General features: G+C 41.4%; 16 protein-coding genes and 1 other RNA gene. 11 read left to right on the top strand and 6 right to left on the bottom strand.

The window, feature by feature from the left end:
- Window positions 1–187: 187 nt before the first annotated feature.
- An RNA gene (gene ffs / locus DDV96_RS04665) (signal recognition particle sRNA small type) lies at window positions 188–286 on the bottom strand.
- Between the two features lie 87 nt (window positions 287–373).
- Between ffs and DDV96_RS04660 the strand changes: the two genes are divergently transcribed.
- The 11 genes from DDV96_RS04660 (at window position 374) to miaA (ending at window position 13,214) form a co-directional block, all read left to right on the top strand.
- Entirely contained in the window at window positions 374–1,429 is a 1,056-nt protein-coding gene (locus tag DDV96_RS04660; RefSeq protein ID WP_116693564.1) for a glutaminyl-peptide cyclotransferase, read from the top strand.
- A 17-nt stretch (window positions 1,430–1,446) separates the two neighbouring features.
- Window positions 1,447–2,253 carry a TrmH family RNA methyltransferase gene (locus tag DDV96_RS04655; RefSeq protein WP_116693563.1) on the top strand — a complete coding sequence of 269 codons (807 nt, stop codon included), beginning with the start codon at window positions 1,447–1,449 and terminating at the stop codon, window positions 2,251–2,253.
- A 252-nt stretch (window positions 2,254–2,505) separates the two neighbouring features.
- Window positions 2,506–3,744, top strand: a complete 1,239-nt coding sequence (locus tag DDV96_RS04650; protein WP_116693562.1) for a M48 family metallopeptidase — start codon at window positions 2,506–2,508, stop codon at window positions 3,742–3,744.
- Window positions 3,745–3,792: 48 nt separating this feature from the next.
- Window positions 3,793–5,589 carry a mechanosensitive ion channel domain-containing protein gene (locus DDV96_RS04645; RefSeq protein ID WP_116693561.1) on the top strand — a complete coding sequence of 599 codons (1,797 nt, stop codon included), beginning with the start codon at window positions 3,793–3,795 and terminating at the stop codon, window positions 5,587–5,589.
- A gap of 323 nt (window positions 5,590–5,912) precedes the next feature.
- Window positions 5,913–6,890 carry a Gfo/Idh/MocA family protein gene (locus tag DDV96_RS04640; RefSeq protein ID WP_116693560.1) on the top strand — a complete coding sequence of 326 codons (978 nt, stop codon included), beginning with the start codon at window positions 5,913–5,915 and terminating at the stop codon, window positions 6,888–6,890.
- Window positions 6,891–6,980: 90 nt separating this feature from the next.
- Entirely contained in the window at window positions 6,981–7,871 is an 891-nt protein-coding gene (locus tag DDV96_RS04635) for a 3-hydroxyacyl-CoA dehydrogenase family protein (protein ID WP_116693559.1), read from the top strand.
- Window positions 7,872–7,941: 70 nt separating this feature from the next.
- A complete protein-coding gene (locus tag DDV96_RS04630) occupies window positions 7,942–9,180 on the top strand; it encodes a DUF1015 domain-containing protein (RefSeq protein ID WP_116693558.1) in 1,239 nt (412 codons plus the stop codon).
- An 85-nt stretch (window positions 9,181–9,265) separates the two neighbouring features.
- Window positions 9,266–9,919 carry a YggS family pyridoxal phosphate-dependent enzyme gene (locus DDV96_RS04625; RefSeq protein ID WP_116693557.1) on the top strand — a complete coding sequence of 218 codons (654 nt, stop codon included), beginning with the start codon at window positions 9,266–9,268 and terminating at the stop codon, window positions 9,917–9,919.
- A gap of 45 nt (window positions 9,920–9,964) precedes the next feature.
- On the top strand, window positions 9,965–11,329 hold the full coding sequence (locus tag DDV96_RS04620; RefSeq protein ID WP_116693556.1) for an exonuclease domain-containing protein: 1,365 nt from the start codon (window positions 9,965–9,967) through the stop codon (window positions 11,327–11,329).
- A 122-nt stretch (window positions 11,330–11,451) separates the two neighbouring features.
- Window positions 11,452–12,294 (top strand): ion transporter, encoded by an 843-nt coding sequence (locus tag DDV96_RS04615; RefSeq protein ID WP_240607676.1) that lies wholly within the window; start codon window positions 11,452–11,454, stop codon window positions 12,292–12,294.
- Window positions 12,252–13,214: a tRNA (adenosine(37)-N6)-dimethylallyltransferase MiaA gene (gene miaA, locus DDV96_RS04610; protein ID WP_394340099.1), complete on the top strand. Its 963-nt coding sequence runs from the start codon at window positions 12,252–12,254 to the stop codon at window positions 13,212–13,214. The genes DDV96_RS04615 and miaA overlap by 43 nt, the downstream gene beginning before the upstream one ends.
- Window positions 13,215–13,256: 42 nt before the next feature.
- Here the strand turns inward: miaA and DDV96_RS04605 are convergent, their stop codons facing one another.
- The 5 genes from DDV96_RS04605 to DDV96_RS04585 form a co-directional block, all read right to left on the bottom strand.
- A complete protein-coding gene (locus DDV96_RS04605) occupies window positions 13,257–13,973 on the bottom strand; it encodes a response regulator transcription factor (RefSeq protein ID WP_116693554.1) in 717 nt (238 codons plus the stop codon).
- A gap of 3 nt (window positions 13,974–13,976) precedes the next feature.
- Window positions 13,977–15,539: a sensor histidine kinase gene (locus DDV96_RS04600; RefSeq protein WP_116693553.1), complete on the bottom strand. Its 1,563-nt coding sequence runs from the start codon at window positions 15,537–15,539 to the stop codon at window positions 13,977–13,979.
- Between the two features lie 76 nt (window positions 15,540–15,615).
- Window positions 15,616–16,203 (bottom strand): dephospho-CoA kinase, encoded by a 588-nt coding sequence (gene coaE, locus DDV96_RS04595; protein WP_116693552.1) that lies wholly within the window; start codon window positions 16,201–16,203, stop codon window positions 15,616–15,618.
- Entirely contained in the window at window positions 16,200–17,081 is an 882-nt protein-coding gene (locus DDV96_RS04590; RefSeq protein ID WP_165805967.1) for a CdaR family protein, read from the bottom strand. The genes coaE and DDV96_RS04590 overlap by 4 nt, the downstream gene beginning before the upstream one ends.
- 89 nt (window positions 17,082–17,170) lie before the next feature.
- Window positions 17,171–18,181: a glycosyltransferase gene (locus DDV96_RS04585; RefSeq protein ID WP_116693550.1), complete on the bottom strand. Its 1,011-nt coding sequence runs from the start codon at window positions 18,179–18,181 to the stop codon at window positions 17,171–17,173.

Below are 18,181 nucleotides of genomic sequence, written 5' to 3'. Positions count from 1 at the left end.
CTTTTAATGCAAAAATTAAAGCATTTAGAGCACAATTAAGAGGCGTAAGAAGAACTGAATTCTTCCTGTACAGACTTGAAAAATTATTTGCTTAAAAACTCAAAAACCCAGAAAATGTTCTTGATCCAAGATTAAGCCACCATTAGCGCAGTAAGCAATACATTCTTCTTTCACTTTTGCGCATAAAAAATGGCAAGCTACCTACATCACACCGCTACGACCGTTTACCCTTGCTGCGTTCCCGCCCTGGGGGATTCAACAGGAGCTGGTTGTGTAGGACTTGCCACTGCAAAGATACGTAGTTTTACATATTTAACAAGGGAATTTTACAATGATTTTTTACTTTTACCAGCAATAAAATGGAAGACGCACCATGAAATCACTCAACCTATTCGCAGCTATTGTTTTAGCGACACTCACAGCTTCTTGCGGAAACAACCCAGGCAGTAAAAAAAGCTCATTCTCCCTACAGATAACGAATGCCAAAAAAACTTATAAACCTTCTGATGCGCTATCGGTTTCCGTGACGAATAAAGATGGAATGGAAATAGATTCGGTTGTTTATTCCCTTCGTGATAAAAAAGTAGCGGTTTCAGTAAAAAACAAGCCTCAAACCATTTCATTGGCACATGAAAAATTAGGGAAAGACAGCCTAAAAGCAACTATCTATGCCGATGGGGATCAGTATGAAACCAAAACAGCATTTACCTTGCTCGCCCAAAGCAAACCAGAACTGTTTACCTATAAAATTTTAGAGACCTATCCTCACGATGTCAACGCCTTTACCCAAGGATTGGAGTTTGAAGGCGACACCTTGTACGAAAGCACTGGCAAGTACGGACATTCCACCCTACGAAAAACAAACTATAAAACGGGCGAAGTAATACAACAGGTAAAACTGGACAACCAATATTTTGGCGAAGGCCTCACCATTTTGAACAATAAGGTGTACCAACTTACTTGGCAAGCCGGCAAAGGCTTTATTTATGATGAGGGTACCTTAAAACAGACCGGTACTTTTGCCTATAACAAAAGCAAAGAAGGTTGGGGCCTCTGCCACAGCGAGTCAAAAGTGTATAAAAGCGACGGCACCGAAAAAATATGGGTTTTAAACCCTGAAACCATGGCCGAAATAGACCATATTGAACTATATACCCACACCAGCCGTATTCCAAAAGTGAACGAACTGGAATGGGTGGAAGGCAAAATTTACGCCAATGTATGGGAACAATCGTCCGTGGCCATCATTAACCCAAAAAACGGTGCTGTTGAAGGTGTAATCGACCTCGACGGCCTAAAAGAAAAAGTAACCCAACACCCAGACCTCAATGTGATGAACGGCATTGCCTACAAAGGCGAAAAAGACATCCTGTACATCACGGGGAAATATTGGGATAAACTGTTTAAGGTGCAGGTAGTTAAAAAGTAGCAGGTTATATTTGCCCTATGGAAAAATATATTTCAAGCTTTCAAAATCCATTGGTGAAGGAGTTTTCCCTGCTTCAGTCAAAATCGCGCGAACGTAAAAAATCCGGTTTGTTCCCTATTGAAGGACAGCGTGAGATTTCACTGGCCATAAAAGGCGGTTGTAGGATAAAAACCATACTTTTTTCTTCGGAAATAATAGCCGAAGAAGATCTGTACGTTATAAAGGACCTGAGCAACAGTGAAACATATTTTGTTGAAATTTCAACTGAAATATACGATAAGCTCGCCTACCGAAACTCCACCGAGGGCATCCTCGCCATTGCTGAAGCCAAAGAACACCGCTTGGAAAATTTCGATTTTCAATCTAAAAACCCACTCATATTAGTGGCCGAAGCAACCGAAAAGCCCGGAAACATCGGTGCCTTGCTCCGTACGGCCGATGCCGCAAACTTGGACGGTGTGCTCATTGCCGATATGAAAACCGACCTCTACAACCCGAACATCATACGCAGCAGTGTGGGCTGTATATTTACCAATAAAATCGCCACAGGCACTACCACCGAGATTATTGAGTTTTTAAAAGCGAACGCTATTTCCATTTATTGCGCTGCATTGCAAACCTCCCAACCTTACCACACACAAGATTACACCAAAGCCTCCGCATTAGTCGTAGGCACCGAAGCCACAGGGCTTTCCAAAGAATGGTTGCATGCCAGTACTCAAAACATCATAATCCCCATGCAAGGTGAAATTGACAGTATGAACGTTTCGGTAGCCGCAGGCATCCTTATATTTGAAGCCAAAAGACAGCGACTGTTTAAGTGATAATCAATTAAATAACAATTATTGCAAATAAATTTAAGTGAAACAAATTTCAATTAATTGAATTAGACATAGGAAGAAAAGACATACCCCTGATAATTTTGTCTTACTTTTAATAAGTTAGACTTCCCGTTAAAGCAATATAAACTCACAGTAGTCATAAGTCCAAAACTTCTTTAATCATTATTTTTTAGTTTTTGTTTCATTCGCGATTTCACTGTAAGCGTGATCAACCCATACCTTTAAACATAATTTATGACCCCGCAAACGCTATTTAATATCATTATCGCCATTTTGATCCTCAATTTTATCAAAGACCAAATATTGGATGCCCTAAACGCCAAACATTTTAACGATGCGCTACCAAAAGAACTGGAGGATGTTTATGATGAAACCGAATACAAAAAATCGCAAGCCTATAAAAAAGAAAAATATCGGTTTGGGGTGCTAACCTCCTGCGTCTCGTTTATAGGGGTTTTGTTGTTTTTCTTTTTGGATGGCTTTGCATACATAAATAAAATAGCCCGGTCTGTTTCAGATAACGAAATTGTAATCGCATTACTTTTCTTTGCGATCATTCTTTTTGCGAGCGATATTGTTATGACGCCGTTTGGGTATTACAACACGTTTGTTATCGAAGAGAAGTTCGGATTCAACAAAACAACTCGAGCTACTTTCTTTTTAGATAAGCTTAAAGGTTGGCTTGTTATGGGCATTATAGGCGCAGGGCTGTTAAGCGCTATTATTTGGTTTTACCAAACCACCGGTAGTTATTTTTGGTTATGGGCCTGGGCAATCATCAGCGTTTTTGCCGTGTTTATGAACCTTTTCTATGCCCGGTTGATTGTGCCGCTCTTCAACAAACAAACGCCATTGCAAGAGGGATCGCTCCGTTCAAAAATTGAAAATTATGCCAATACCGTTGGTTTTACGTTAGACAATATTTTTGTGATCGATGGCTCTAAGCGCAGCACCAAGGCAAACGCTTATTTTTCAGGCTTCGGAAAAGAAAAGCGCATCACTCTCTACGATACTTTGATTAACGATTTGGAAGAGGACGAAATCGTAGCCGTCCTGGCGCACGAAGTAGGGCATTATAAAAAAAACCACATTATTATCAACCTGTTTGCTTCTATTATTACCACCGGGTTCACCTTATGGTTACTGTCCCTTTTTGTGGGCAGCCCTTTGCTTTCTGAAGCGCTGCACGTTCCACAACCCTCTTTCCACATCGGCTTGATTGCCTTTGGGGTTTTATACACCCCGGTTTCCGAACTTACCGGGCTATTAATGAATTACCTCTCCAGAGTCTTTGAATACCAAGCAGATTATTATGCAAAATCCACCTTTAGTGCGCAACCGCTCATTTCAGCATTGAAAAAACTGTCCAAAAACAGTTTAAGCAATCTTACTCCACATCCGGCTTATGTTTTTGTTCATTATTCGCATCCCACCTTATTGCAACGTTTCAAAAGTTTAAAAAAGAGGAAATGAATTTAGGTACTGCCGAACATTCGGTATTTTTTCAGTATTTTTAAGGTAATGAAAAAAATTGCACCCTTACTTTCCTTAGCGCTAATCATCTTTGTTTTCGGTTTACCAGGGGTTAATGCCCAAACCGCGCAAGACTCGATAGAACCTATAGATGAAAGCAAGTTACCCAGTAAAAAAGAAATTATAAACGATAGTGCCCGCTATGCCTCCAACCCATTTACCGATTACAACGAAGCCTATTACCAAGTTAACAGGCTCAACGAACAGATAGGCCTTCCGCCTAAACGCTTTAACCTAAGGACGCCCCAAGCCACACTGGAACATTTTGTTTTAAAAAGCCGAAACGGAAACTACGAGGAAGCACTCTATGCCCTCAACTTGAACCTATTGCCACAGACCACCACAAAAGAAGAAGCCGCCATCCTGGCCGAAAAACTCTACTTTGTTATCAATCAACGGGTAAATATTGATTGGGACGCCCTTTCCGACCGTCCCGATGGGCAAATCGACATAAGCACCACTACCAACCAGGCCATTGCCGGCAAACCCAGAAGGAGCGTTGTGTTTGGTGAAGTACAACTGGGCGAACGCGACATTGTGATGCGGGTACAGCGCATACGGTACAAGGACTATGGAGCGCTATGGCTCATCTCGGCAAATACGGTTGAAAACATTGAACCGCTTTACCAAGAATATGGCCCCAGGAAATTAGACAAGATGATGCCCGAGTGGTCCCGGGTGCATTTTTTGGGCTATCAGGTTTGGAAATTTTTCGGAATTCTCGTTTTGTTGGTGCTCGCATGGTTTTTTGGCAAGTTCGTGACGTATTTAATTAGAAAACTCCTTCGGAAATCTAAAAAAATATGGATCAAGCATATCGCCAATAAATTGGCCAAACCGGCCGGCATCCTCTTTGGTACCTTGTTTTTCTACATTTTATTGGACAACCTTATCTCGTTGTCCGGTGGGGTTGCCAGCATTGTTTACACCAGTTTAATCATTCTTATCATTGGCTCCATCACGTGGTTCATTACGCGTTTTGTAGATTATTTGATGACCTACATAGCCGAAAACAAAATAGGCGATGTTTCCGAAGAAGAAAACGAAGAGGCCCGTAAAATGCTCACTTACATTTCGGTTGCGCGCCGCGTGGTTACCTTTTTGGTGGTCATTGTAGGGGGATATATCATTATTTCGCAGTTCAGGGCGTTGGAAAAAGTGGGCATTTCGCTGTTGGCATCGGCTGGGGTGGCTACGGTTATTCTGGGTATTGCCGCTCAAAATACCTTAGGAAATATCTTCGCCGGGCTTCAAATAGCCATTACTAAGCCTGTTCGCGTGGGCGACACGGTTATCATTAAAGACGACTGGGGCAATGTGGAAGAAATTGGCTTTACCTACATGGTGGTACGCACTTGGGATTTAAGGCGGTTGGTCGTTCCGTTGAAATATGTGATCTCCAATATTTTTGAAAATTGGTCCATGACCAGTTCGCATCAAATACGGCCCATTATTCTGTATGCAGATTACCGGGTGGACGTTTCAAAAATACGCTCGGAATTTGAAAAAATGCTGGAAGCCGAAGAAGATTGGGACAAAGACAACCCGGCTGTGGTGGAAGTGGTCGATATGACCGAAGAATCGGTTAAAATAAGGGCCCTTTGCAGTGCTAAAGACGCTAGGACCACATGGAAACTGCATTGCGCCTTGCGCGAAAAGTTAATTGAATACATCTGCCAATTGGAAGATGGCATCTACCTTTCCAGAACCCGCGTGGATATTTCAAATCCTCCCCAAAACAGAAAAAACGATCAGAATAATTCTTCTGAAGCGAAAGATAATTAGTTCAGTTGTCAGTATTCAATTAGCAGTCTACAGGTTTCAGAATCTTGTACTGACGTAGGTTGATCGTTTATGAAGCAATAAAACATGAAACAATTAGAAACAAATAGTTTTTTTCAAAACCTATAAGCTAAATAAAATAGACAATTAGTATGTAGTTTTGACCTACACTCTGGTACCTTAAAACCCGCAGCGACCTCTACTTGCCTGAATGCAGGTTTGCGAGAGATCATTTAGCACGGTCTACCTATTGTACATTATCTAAATTATCTTCTCCCTTTACAAATTCCCTCGAAAACCGTTACCTTTGCCAAAAACTAAAGCTGATGCTAAAAGCCGGAGTATTAGGTGCCGGGCACCTTGGAAAAATCCATTTAAAATTACTGGAGCAATCTACCAAATACCAATTGGTAGGGTTTTACGATAAGGACCAAGAAGCTTCAGCAAAAGTGGAATCCGAATTTGGCTACAAAAGCTTCCCTACCCCAGAAGCGTTAATTGAAGCCTGCGATATGGTCGATGTGGTAACGCCCACCGTCTTTCATTTTGACAGTGCAAAACAAGTGGTCGAAGCCGGCAAACACTTATTTATTGAAAAACCCATTACACATACCGTTCCCGAAGCCGAAGCTTTACTGGAACTGGCAAAAATACACAAGGTAAAGGGGCAGGTTGGGCACGTGGAACGCTTTAACCCGGCCTTTATGGCGGTAAACCATAAAATTAACAATCCCATGTTCATCGAGTCGCACCGCTTGGCAGAGTTCAACCCACGCGGAACCGATGTTTCGGTGGTGCTGGATTTAATGATCCACGATATCGATGCCATTTTAAGCGTGGTGCAATCCAAAGTCAAGGACGTACACGCCAGCGGGGTTTCGGTTATCAGTGAAACGCCCGATATTGCCAACGCCCGTATCGAGTTTGAAAACGGATGCGTGGCAAACTTGACCGCAAGCCGCATTTCGATGAAAAAAATGCGGAAAGCCCGGTTTTTTCAGCGCGACGCCTATATTTCGGTAGATTTTCTCGAAAAGAAATGTGAAGTGGTAAAAATGAAGGATGCGCCAAAAACACCCGATGATTTTGCGATGATCTTGACCAACGCCGAAGGGGTTAAGAAACAGATTTATTTTGACAACCCAAAAGTGGACAGCAACAACGCCATTTTAGACGAGCTGGAAACCTTTGCCGACGCTATCAACAACAACACAACCCCAATTGTGAGTTTAGCACAGGGCACGGAAGCATTGCGGGTTGCGATGCAGGTGATTTCAAAATTTGGTACATCGATACAATTTTAAATTTATTTCGGCTTCGTAAACAAAATTAAAACCAAGCTGTAGCTTTTGTTTAAAAAATTAAATTAATATTTCAGAAGAAAACCAACAACTATGAAAAATATAGCAGTAATAGGGGCAGGAACCATGGGCAACGGAATTGCCCACACCTTTGCCCAAAACGACTATAACGTACAATTGATTGATATTTCGCAAGATTCTTTAGACAAAGGAATGGCAACCATAACCAAAAACTTGGATAGGATGGTTGCCAAGGAAAAAATAAGCGAAGACGATAAAAAACGCACCCTCGACAATATCACTACCCATACCAAAACCGAAACAGGCGTAAAAAACGCAGATCTGGTAGTGGAAGCAGCGACCGAAAATTTAGATTTAAAGCTGAAAATATTCAAGGATTTAGACAGCTTATGTGGCGAGAACACTATTTTGGCCAGTAACACCTCATCTATTTCCATTACCCAGATCGCTGCGGCAACCTCACGCCCCGAAAAGGTGATTGGGATGCACTTTATGAACCCCGTCCCTATCATGAAATTGGTGGAAATTATTAAAGGCTACAGTACAAGCGCCGATACTTACAACACGGTTGAAGAACTTTCCAAAAAACTTAACAAAGTACCGGTAGAAGTGAACGATTATCCCGGTTTTGTGGCCAACCGTATTTTAATGCCCATGATCAACGAGGCCATTGAAACCCTGTATAACGGTGTAGCCGGTGTTCAAGAAATTGACACCGTGATGAAATTAGGAATGGCACACCCTATGGGGCCACTGCAACTGGCCGATTTTATTGGCCTGGACGTTTGCCTATCGATACTTGAGGTCATGCACGACGGATTTAAAAACCCAAAATATGCTCCCTGTCCATTATTGGTCAATATGGTCCGGGCCGGCAAAATGGGCATAAAAAGCGGAGAAGGGTTTTATGATTATACCGAAAGCAGAAAAGCCGAAACCGTTTCTTCGCAATTCACTAAGTAAAAATAAAAGACTCCTGACTGTTGGTCATTGAGCGGAGCCGAAGTGAACCGAAGAACCATTTAAGAAAAACATGGCAAAAATAATCCCTTTTAAAGCTGTACGCCCTACCCGCGACAAAGTGAGTTTGCTGGCCGCGCGATCGTACGATAGCTATACCCCGGCTCAAAGGGAATCGCGCTTGCGGGACAATCCGTTTTCATTTTTGCACATTGTAAATCCCGGTTACAAGTACCACAAGGAAATTTCGGGCGAAGAACGGTATTCGCTGGTAAAAAACCGTTATCAAGAGTTTAAGGAGGACGGCGTTTTTATGCAAGATGAAAAACCATGCTTTTACATTTATAAAATCGTGAACCGCGATGGTATTGAGTTCAATGGCATTGTAGCCGCCGCCAGTACCGAAGACTACAAAAACAATGTTTTAAAAAAACACGAAGAAACCCTAGAGTATAAAGAAGTGGTTTTTAAAGAATACTTAAAAACAGTAGGGTTTAATGCGGAAGCGGTTCTGCTCACCCATCCGGATAACGAAGCACTTTCGGCGATTGTAAAAAACGTGATGAAAACCCGTGCCGAATACGAATTTACCACCACCTACCGCGACACCCATTATTTATGGAACGTTGATGATGCGGAAATCGTTAAGAAGATAAGCGGTATTTTTTCTGAAATGGAAAGCCTTTACATAGCCGATGGCCATCACCGCAGCGCTTCTTCTTTTTTGCTTTCCGAAGATTTAAAAGAAGAAAACAACAACCACACCGGAAACGAGCCGTACAATTTTTTCATGAGCTACATGATTCCTGAAAGCAACCTAAAGATCTACGAGTTCAACCGGCTGGTTAAAGACCTCAATGGCTTGAGCAAGGAAGAGTTTTTAATCCGTTTAGATGCGGTGTTCCGTATTGAAAATCGAGGTTTGGAGTATTATAAGCCCACGCAGAAACAAAATTTCAGTATGTACTTGGATGGCGAGTTTTATTCGCTCTACCTTCGTAAAAACAGTTATACCATCAACAATGCGCTCGATGCCTTGGACGCGCAAATATTGTACACCACTATTTTAAAGCCCATTTTGGGTATTAAAGACCTCCGCAACGACAAGCGCATTAAATACACCGATGGAAAAAGCGACATGGCCTATGTGCAAACCATTGTCGATACCGGTGAGTTTACCGTAGGTTTCGGGCTGTTGCCGGTAACCGTTTCAGAAATGAAAAGCATTGCAGACGAAGGACTGAAAATGCCGCCCAAAACCACTTTTGTACTGCCAAAATTACGGAGTGGCGTTACGGTTTACGAATTTTAAGGTATTTCAGGAAACAGATTGTTTAACAAACTTTAGTTTTTCCTAAAGCTTCCTATTTGTATTTTACTGCAGAAAAGATAATGGTATGAATATTTCAGAAAACATAAAAACGTTTAAGCAACAACTTCCCGACGATGTTACGTTGATCGCCGTTTCAAAAACAAAGCCCGTTTCAGAAATCATGGAGGCCTATAATGCCGGCCATCGTATTTTTGGCGAGAACAAAGTGCAAGAAATGGAACGCAAATGGCAAGAAATGCCAAAGGACGTAGAGTGGCACATGATTGGCCATGTGCAACGCAACAAGGTAAAATATATAGCACCATTTGTGAGTTTAATACACTCGGTAGACAGCAAACGCTTGTTAAAAGAAATAAACAAACGGGCCAAAAACGAAAACCGGGTGATCGACTGTTTGCTTCAGGTTAAAATTGCCGAAGAGGAGAGCAAATTTGGTTTGGATAAAAACGAAGTGTTGGATTTATTGGCTTCAGAAGCTTTTGCGAACTATAAAAACGTGAAGGTAATCGGCTTGATGGGCATGGCAACCTTTACCGATAATGAAATGCAAATTGCGAAAGAATTTCAGAAATTAAAAGACCTCTACGACAACCTAAAAGAAGACCATGAGTTTACAACACTCTCTATGGGGATGAGCGGCGATTATGAAATTGCCTTAAAAAAAGGGAGCAATATGGTACGCGTGGGGAGCGCTATTTTTGGGGAGCGCAATTACTAAGCTGGGCATCACAAAACATTAAGGAAAAATAAAGGAAAACCATAGATGTACGCTATTTTAGATATTGAAACCACTGGCGGGAAGTACAACGAAGAAGGCATTACCGAAATAGCCATTTACCGTTTTGACGGGCATGAGATCGTAGATCAATTTAGTAGCTTGATCAATCCAGAGCGGAGCATTCAACCTTTTGTGGTGAACTTGACCGGCATCAACAATCAAATGTTGCGCAATGCGCCCAAGTTTTATGAGGTGGCCAAGCGCATTATTGAAATTACCGAAGATTGCACCTTGGTCGCCCACAATGCCAAGTTTGACAACCGCATATTGACTACCGAATTTGACCGATTGGGCTATAAGTATGAAAAAAAGACTCTTTGCACGGTTGAGCTTTCCAAAAAATTGATACCCGACCTTCCCTCCTACAGCTTGGGCAAGTTGGTAAAATCGTTGGGCATTCCGCTTACCGACCGTCATAGGGCGCAAGGCGATGCCAAGGCAACCGTTACTCTATTTAAAATGTTGTTGAACAAGGATACGCAAAAAAACATCATACAGGCAGCAGTGCGCAAAAACCCAAAACGCCAACTGGAGCCTAAATTGCTCGACTTTATTGCAGAAGCCCCTACCGAAACTGGGGTATATTATATGCACCGCGACGATGGCAAGATCATCTACATTGGAAAGAGCAAGAATATCAAAAAAAGGCTGACGCAACATTTTACTTCGGATAACAGAAAATCGAAACGCATCCAAAAAGAAGTGGCCAGTGTAAGTTACGAAAAAACCGGAAGCGACCTCATTGCCCAGTTAAAGGAGAGCGAAGAAATTAAAAGCAACCGGCCGGTGTACAACCGGGCATTGCGCAAATCTACTTTTAATCACCAGCTCACGTCTTTTAAAGACGAAAACGGGTATATAAACCTAAAGATAGAAAAAGCAGACGCCCGAAAAAAGGCCATCACCACCTTTACCAATTATCAACAAGCCAAAGCTGTTCTTTTTAAGATCACCGAAGCATATAAGCTTTGTCAAAAATTAAACGGTTTGCATAAAACTCAGGGCAGTTGTTTTCAATATAGCATTAAAGCGTGCAACGGCGCTTGCATAGCGGCAGAACCCCCTGAAGCCTATAACAGGAGGGTACAGCAATTTATAGATGAAACAAGCTATAAAAACCAAAACATGCTTATTATAGACCGTGGGCGGGATGTAGAAGAGCGATCGGTCGTCTTAATTGAAGCCGGACAATACAAAGGCTTTGGCTATTTCAACTTAAACCATCAGATAACCAACCCCGAAATTTTAAAAACACTCATCAACCCGATGCAAAATAACCGGGACGTGCAGCATATCATTCAAAATTATCTTCGGAAAAACAAAAAGGTGAAGACCGTTAAGCTTAGTTAGAAATAAATCTTATCATAAATAACCAAAAAATAGGCCACATAAATTCTTGCGAAGCTATAATCTTATCCAGAATGCGATAAATTAATTAAACTTAGTTATTTTTATCCCAAAAGATACTTTTCTTGAAAACCGAATCAAAAAGTTATTGGCGTGTAAAATTGCACGAAATCATTTCAGAGGCCGATACGCCCATGGGCAAGATGTTCGATGTGATTTTGCTTATTCTCATTCTGCTCAGCGTGCTATTTGTAATGATAGAGAGTGTAAAAGGCCTTCCTGAAAATGTGTACGATTTTCTGTATATAGGCGAATGGGTCATTACCATTTTTTTTACTTTAGAGTATATCGCCCGCATCTTGATCACCAAAAAGCCATCAACTTATATTTTCAGTTTTTACGGCATCATCGATTTTTTATCGACCATTCCCTTGTACCTGTCGTTTATATTGGTGGGCAGCAATGTTTTAATCACCGTACGGGCGTTGCGGTTGCTGCGGGTGTTCCGTATTCTGAAAATTTCCCGCTATGTAGGGGAAAGCAACAAATTGAAAAAAGCCCTCATCGACAGCCGTGCCAAAATATTTGTTTTTCTATTTGCCGTATTAATCGTCGCCCTCATCGCCGGAACGCTCATGTACCTGATTGAGGGCGAGCAAAGCGGCTTTAACAGCATTCCCGTAAGCATTTATTGGTGTATCGTAACCCTTACCACAGTTGGTTTTGGGGATATTGCCCCGGTTACGCCTTTAGGACAGTTTTTAGCGACCATCATTATGATTTTGGGTTACGGTATCATCGCTGTGCCCACGGGAATTGTAAGCGCCGAGTACGCCAAAAATACAGATTATGTGCATGTAAATACCCAAGCGTGTAGAAATTGCGGAGCGTTAAAACACCGCGACGACGCCAAATATTGTCATAAATGCGGCGAAGAACTCCATCCGGAAATTACAAAAAACAGTTGATGACCCCCAAACAAGACACCCTTATCTGTGTGGTGGGGCCTACCGCCATTGGCAAAACAAAACTGGCTATTGAACTTGCCAAAGCCTTCAACACTGAAATAGTCTCGGCAGACTCGCGGCAATTTTATAAAGAAATGACAATAGGCACGGCCGTACCTTCTGCTGAAGAGCTCCAAGCAGTACCACACCATTTTATCCAAAACAAGACCATTTATGAACCGTACAGCGTAGGCGATTTCGAAACAGAAGCCCTTGAAAAGCTGTATGAATTGTTCAAAATCAATAACACCGTCGTTATGGTAGGCGGTTCGGGGCTGTATGTCGATGCGGTGACCAAAGGGCTGGATTATTTTCCAAACGTTTCTGAAGAACTTAGGGAGCAGCTAAATGCCCAACTGAATGAAGAAGGATTGGAGTCGCTTCAAAAAGAACTGGAACAAAAAGACCCTTCCTATTATAAAAAAGTGGACCTGCAAAACCCCCACCGGGTCATTCGCGCACTGGGGGTTATCCGTACTTCAGGAAAACCCTATTCTTCCTTTTTAAACCAAGAGAAAAAAGAGCGGCCATTTAAAACCATTTACGTTGGGTTGACCGCAGACCGGGAAACTGTTTACGCCCGTATCAACAAACGGGTGGACCTTATGATGGAAGCAGGCTTATTGAGCGAAGCCAAAACTTTAATGCCATATAAAGACCTCAATGCCTTGAATACCGTAGGCTACCGCGAACTTTTTGATTATTTAGGAGGAAGGTTTACCTTGCAAGAGGCCCTTTCAGAAATAAAGAAAAACACCCGGCGTTTTGCCAAGCGGCAACTTACCTGGTTTAAAAAGAACAAGGCCATCCATTGGTTTGATTACCGCACGCCGGCTAAAGAAATCATCCACGGGCTAAAAACAAAAAACGCCCTGCAATAAGGGCGTTTTATGACACTTAATTTTTTAAATCTTGTTCCTTTTTTAATTATCAACTTCATCTTTTACCACCAAACGGAATCCTTCGCCGTGGATATTGATGATTTCCACCCCATCGTCTTTACCCAAATACTTACGGAGTTTGGCAATGTAAACATCCATACTTCGTGAAGTGAAATAGTTATCATCCCTCCAAATTTTGGTTAACGCCAACTCTCGGGGCATTAAATCGTTTTTGTGCAAGGCCAATAAACGAAGCAATTCGTTTTCTTTTGGGGAAAGTTTTATCGGGTCTTCTTCTTTGTAAGTTAAAAACCGAAGTTTGGAATTCAAAAAGAAGTTGCCTATTTCAAACTCAAACTGCTTGCTGTCTGCAATGCTGTCGGTAGCTTTGCGCTGTATGATGGCTTTTATCTTCATCAACAGTACTTCGCTGTCAAAGGGTTTGTTTAAATAATCGTCGGCACCAACTTTATAACCTTTGAGCACATCTTCTTTCATGGCTTTTGCCGTAAGGAAAATAATGGGGATGTCTTCATTTTTATCGCGTATTTCTTTTGCGAGGGTAAATCCGTCTTTATAGGGCATCATCACATCGAGGATACATAGATCGAAGTCATCTTTTTTAAATTTTTCAAAGCCTTCCATACCGTTTTTGGCGTGGACCACTTCATAATCGTTCATAGCAAGGTAGTCTTTTAAAACGGTTCCGAAATTGGGGTCGTCTTCTACCAATAAGATTTTTTTGTTTTCAGTTTCCATAATTTAAGATATTAAGTGTATTTTAATAATAAAGGTACTTCCTTTTCCTTTTTCGCTTTCTACATATACTTGTGCGTCGTGATCGTCAAGTATGCGTTTTACGTAAGCCAGGCCAAGGCCGTGACCTTTAACGTTGTGTATATCGCCGGTGTGTTCCCGGTAAAATTTTTCGAATATTTTCTTTTGGGTGGTTTTGCTCATTCCCATCCCTTGATCGCGTATCTTTAAAATAATATAGTTTTTTACGTTTTCGGTATAGACATCGATTTTAGGAGCTTCTTCAGAGTATTTTATGGCATTGTCCAAAATATTCACCACTACATTGGTTAAATGCGACTCGTTGCCCAAAACAGATGACTTTAACGCACCAAGATGGCTGGCCACATAACCGCCACGGTCTTCCACGATAAGCTCCACATGGGTAATGGCATCATTGATTACATCGTGCAGCTTAATGCGCTCTTTAGGGAGGTCCAGTTCGTTTTTTTCCAGTTTTGAAATTCGCAGCACATTTTCCACTTGTGCATGCATGCGGCGGTTTTCGTCCCGTATCATCTTTAAATAACGTTGTAAAAACTCCTTATTGTCCTTTACCTTTGGGTTTTTAAGGGAATCCAGTGCCAAATTGATGGTAGCGATAGGGGTTTTAAACTCGTGCGTCATGTTGTTGATAAAGTCCGACTTGATTTGCGAAATCTGCCGTTGTTTGAAAATTTGCGACAGGGCACTGGCATAAGCCAAAACGATTACCGCCGTAAACACCAATGAAAGCACTGCCATTCCCAAAATGGAACTGAGCACCACTTTTTCTTTTTCTGAAAAATTTACATATAATTGATATCCCTTTCCGGTATCGTCATTCTTGAACAACGGGACCACATACGTACTTTCGGGATTCAGTTTAAAATCGCCAGAGCGTACCTTGGTGGCCAAGTTGTTGCTGTAAACCGCATATTCAAATTTCGAATTAACGCCTCTGTCCTTCAGCTCTTTGGTAATCAGGTTTTCAATTTCTCCTCCACTCACCCTTTTGTGCAACGGCACTTTTGACGAAATGTCGAAATAAGCGCTTTCAATTTGGTTGCGCTCAAAATCTTTCAGTCGTTTAAAGGTTACTTCCGTGGATTCTGAAGGATTGCCCCCTTCCACTCCTGGGTTCAGCCTGGTTGTCGTTTTTCGGTTGGTAAGTTTTTTAAATTGGATACTGTCAAAATCCATGTCCAAAAAACTGGAAGACAGTTTATAATCTTCTTCCAAAATACCATCGGTATATATAAAAATTTCATTGGTCCGGTCATTTTTGGTTTTATAGACCAACTCGCTGAAATTTACATTGTCCGGCACTTCAATACTATCAACATACCTGCTGTAAACGCTGTAAAAATCTTCTATTTCCCTGTTTTTTATCTGTTTGGTAACAGAAAAAAGGGTTTGCTGTACGTTAAAGGTAAACTGTTCTTCCTTGGTTTGGTACGAATTCGCGATCCAATATCCCTGCACAAACATAATCCCCAGCAGCGACAAACTCATTAGGGCAATAAGTAAGGCGAATAGCTTTTTATTCATATCCCCAAAAGTAAGATTTTAACATTTAGTGCGGTTTTCATTTAACCAAATGTTAACAAAACATGTTACAGGGGTGTTATTGTGCCGTTTTCAGTAGGTATTCGTGAATTTCCTTAACTTGGGCTCGGGTCATTTCCATATCGATGTTTTCGATGGTAAAATCGGCCAAAGCTTTCTTTTTTTCATCGGGCCATTGGTTGTCCATACGCGATTGTATTTCGGTTTCGGTAGTATCGTCCCGTTTTAAAATACGATCTATCCTAAGCTGTTTGGGAGCCGTTACCAAAATGGTATAATCGCAGTTTTTATAGCCTCCGTTTTCAAACAGTATCGCGGCTTCTTCTATGCAATAAATGCCCGTTTGTTGTTGCGCCCACTCCTTAAAATGTTCGGCTACACGGGGATGGATTATTTGGTTCACTTTTTTCAAAAGCTGCTCGTTGTTGAAAATCTGGTCGGCCACATATTTACGGTTCAAACCGTTTTTGTTATAGGCTTTCTCGCCAAGGATTTCGGTGAGCTCAGATTTTATTGCTTCGGAAGTGTTGGTGAGCTTTTTTGCTTCAATATCTGCAATATAAATGGGCACGCCCAATTCACTGAACATGGTTGCCACGGTGGTTTTGCCGCTTCCTATTCCTCCTGTAAGCCCTATTGTTTTCATTTTTTGGAATCATTTTTGAAAATTAAAAAGTCGATTTTTTTGTCTTTTATCTCCACATCCCGAATGCCTGAAGGCCGTTTTGAAAGCTGGGTGAGCATAAAGTTGCCCTTTGGGTTCCGTTCGGAAAAATCGCACAACAACTTAAAATCGGTTTCAGATACCTTATTGAAATTTTTTACCGGCACATTAAAGCTTACCGTGGTCACTTCGGGAATCAACTTAATAATGGTACGTTGTGGCAAGTTGATCACTTCTATGGGAAGCGTCACTTGTTTTTGGGTAAATTCCTGTACCCTTAGAGATAGTTTTACTTCTTTTGGCACCACCGAAAGCGAAGGTGCATCGGGAACGGTAACGGCTACTTTTTCAGAAAAATCTGAATCGATGTTTTTAAAGTTTTCAGTTTTGGTAAAAACGGAAGCGATGGTGTCAATCACTTCTCTGGGGCCGGAAATCTGGACCGAATCTGGTTTTATGGATATGCTGTCCAAGCTCATATATCCCTTTTTAAAATTAAGGCCGGCCTTTGAAACCACAGGGACTTTTTTAGATACCAAAAGTTCTAAGTTTATGCTCAAGGTATCCAAAGATAGATTTTTTATAGAGAAATCTTCGTCCAGCTGGTTTTCGATCAAGTTGACCAATTGTGCATTGCCAATAGTTACTGTTTTGTTGCCTTTTTTATAATATTCGGCAAGGTTCACTGTAATTTCAGGCTGTTTTAGTTGGTAATAGAAAAATTCAAAACCGTTGGTGGTAAGGTCAAAAGAAAGTGTTTCGGGATTGTTTTCAGCCAAAAGTGTTTCATTGGGAATGCTTTTATACACAATGTTGGCGTCAACCGTGGCAGTGTATTCCCTTGAAAATTTTGTAAGCATCCAAAACAGGATTGCCAGAACAAGAAAAAATAAAAATTTCTTGATCTTACCGGTATTGTATTTTTTTTTAGGTTTCGCACTCATCGATGTCAATGGGTTTTAGTAAAGAACAATGTTGGGAACTGTTTTCTTGGGTCGCGCTTCAATAAACCAATATAGTAAGTGGATTTTAAAAAAGCGAGGCCATATCCAAAAAATTGTATAAACAATGCCACAACAGACAATAACCCAATTGCAAGGCTTTTATTTTTCAAAGAGGAATCGATAACGATCAATAACAAATAAGCAATCAAAGGCAACAACAGCATCCAATTGACTACGATAGATAGCACGATTGACCCCAAGGTAAAAAGAACAAAGCACAAGGGAAACCAAAACGTGATCTTAGATGCCTGTGGATGCCATTTATTGAGTATGGGGCGCACCAAACCAAATTTTTTTACCTGGACATAAAATTTTTGCCACGAAATACGGCGTTTGTGATATACGTAAGCATGGGGTATAAATGTTGTTTTGAATCCATTTTTTGCTATGCGCTGCGAAAGGTCTGGGTCTTCCCCGGGATGAATCGTACCAAAGCCGCCTGTTTCTATAAATGCCTTTTTTGAAATACCCATATTAAAGCTTCGGGGCTCAAAATTGCTCACACTCTTTTTACTGCCCCGTATGCCTCCTGTAGTAAAGAAAGACGTCATTGCATAGTTGATGGCCTTTTGCAGGTTGCTAAAACTTTCATGGGCTGCATCTGCGCCTCCATAACAATCGTAAAAATTGTTTTTTAAGAAATGGTCAACAGTTGCTAAATAATGCGATGGCAACAAACAATCTGAATCCAATATAATAAAATAATCGCCCTTGGCTCTTTGCATTCCGTAATTTCGGGAAAGCCCGGGCCCAGAATTTTCCTTATAAAAATACGCGATGTTCAATGTTTCTGAAAATGCATCGACAACCGCTTTGCTGGTGCTGGAAGAGCCGTCTTCTACGATCACAATTTCATACGGTTTGCTGTAATCAAGCGTCACAAAGCTCTCCAGAAGTTCTTTTACTTCCTCCGGGCGGTTGTAAACGGGAATTATAAATGAGAAACTGCTGTTCAT

The organism is Marixanthomonas spongiae, assembly GCF_003095375.1.
Classification (GTDB): Bacteria; Bacteroidota; Bacteroidia; order Flavobacteriales; family Flavobacteriaceae; genus Marixanthomonas; species Marixanthomonas spongiae.
Note: the sequence above shows the minus strand (reverse complement) of the source record. Positions and strands in the feature narration are given on the sequence as shown.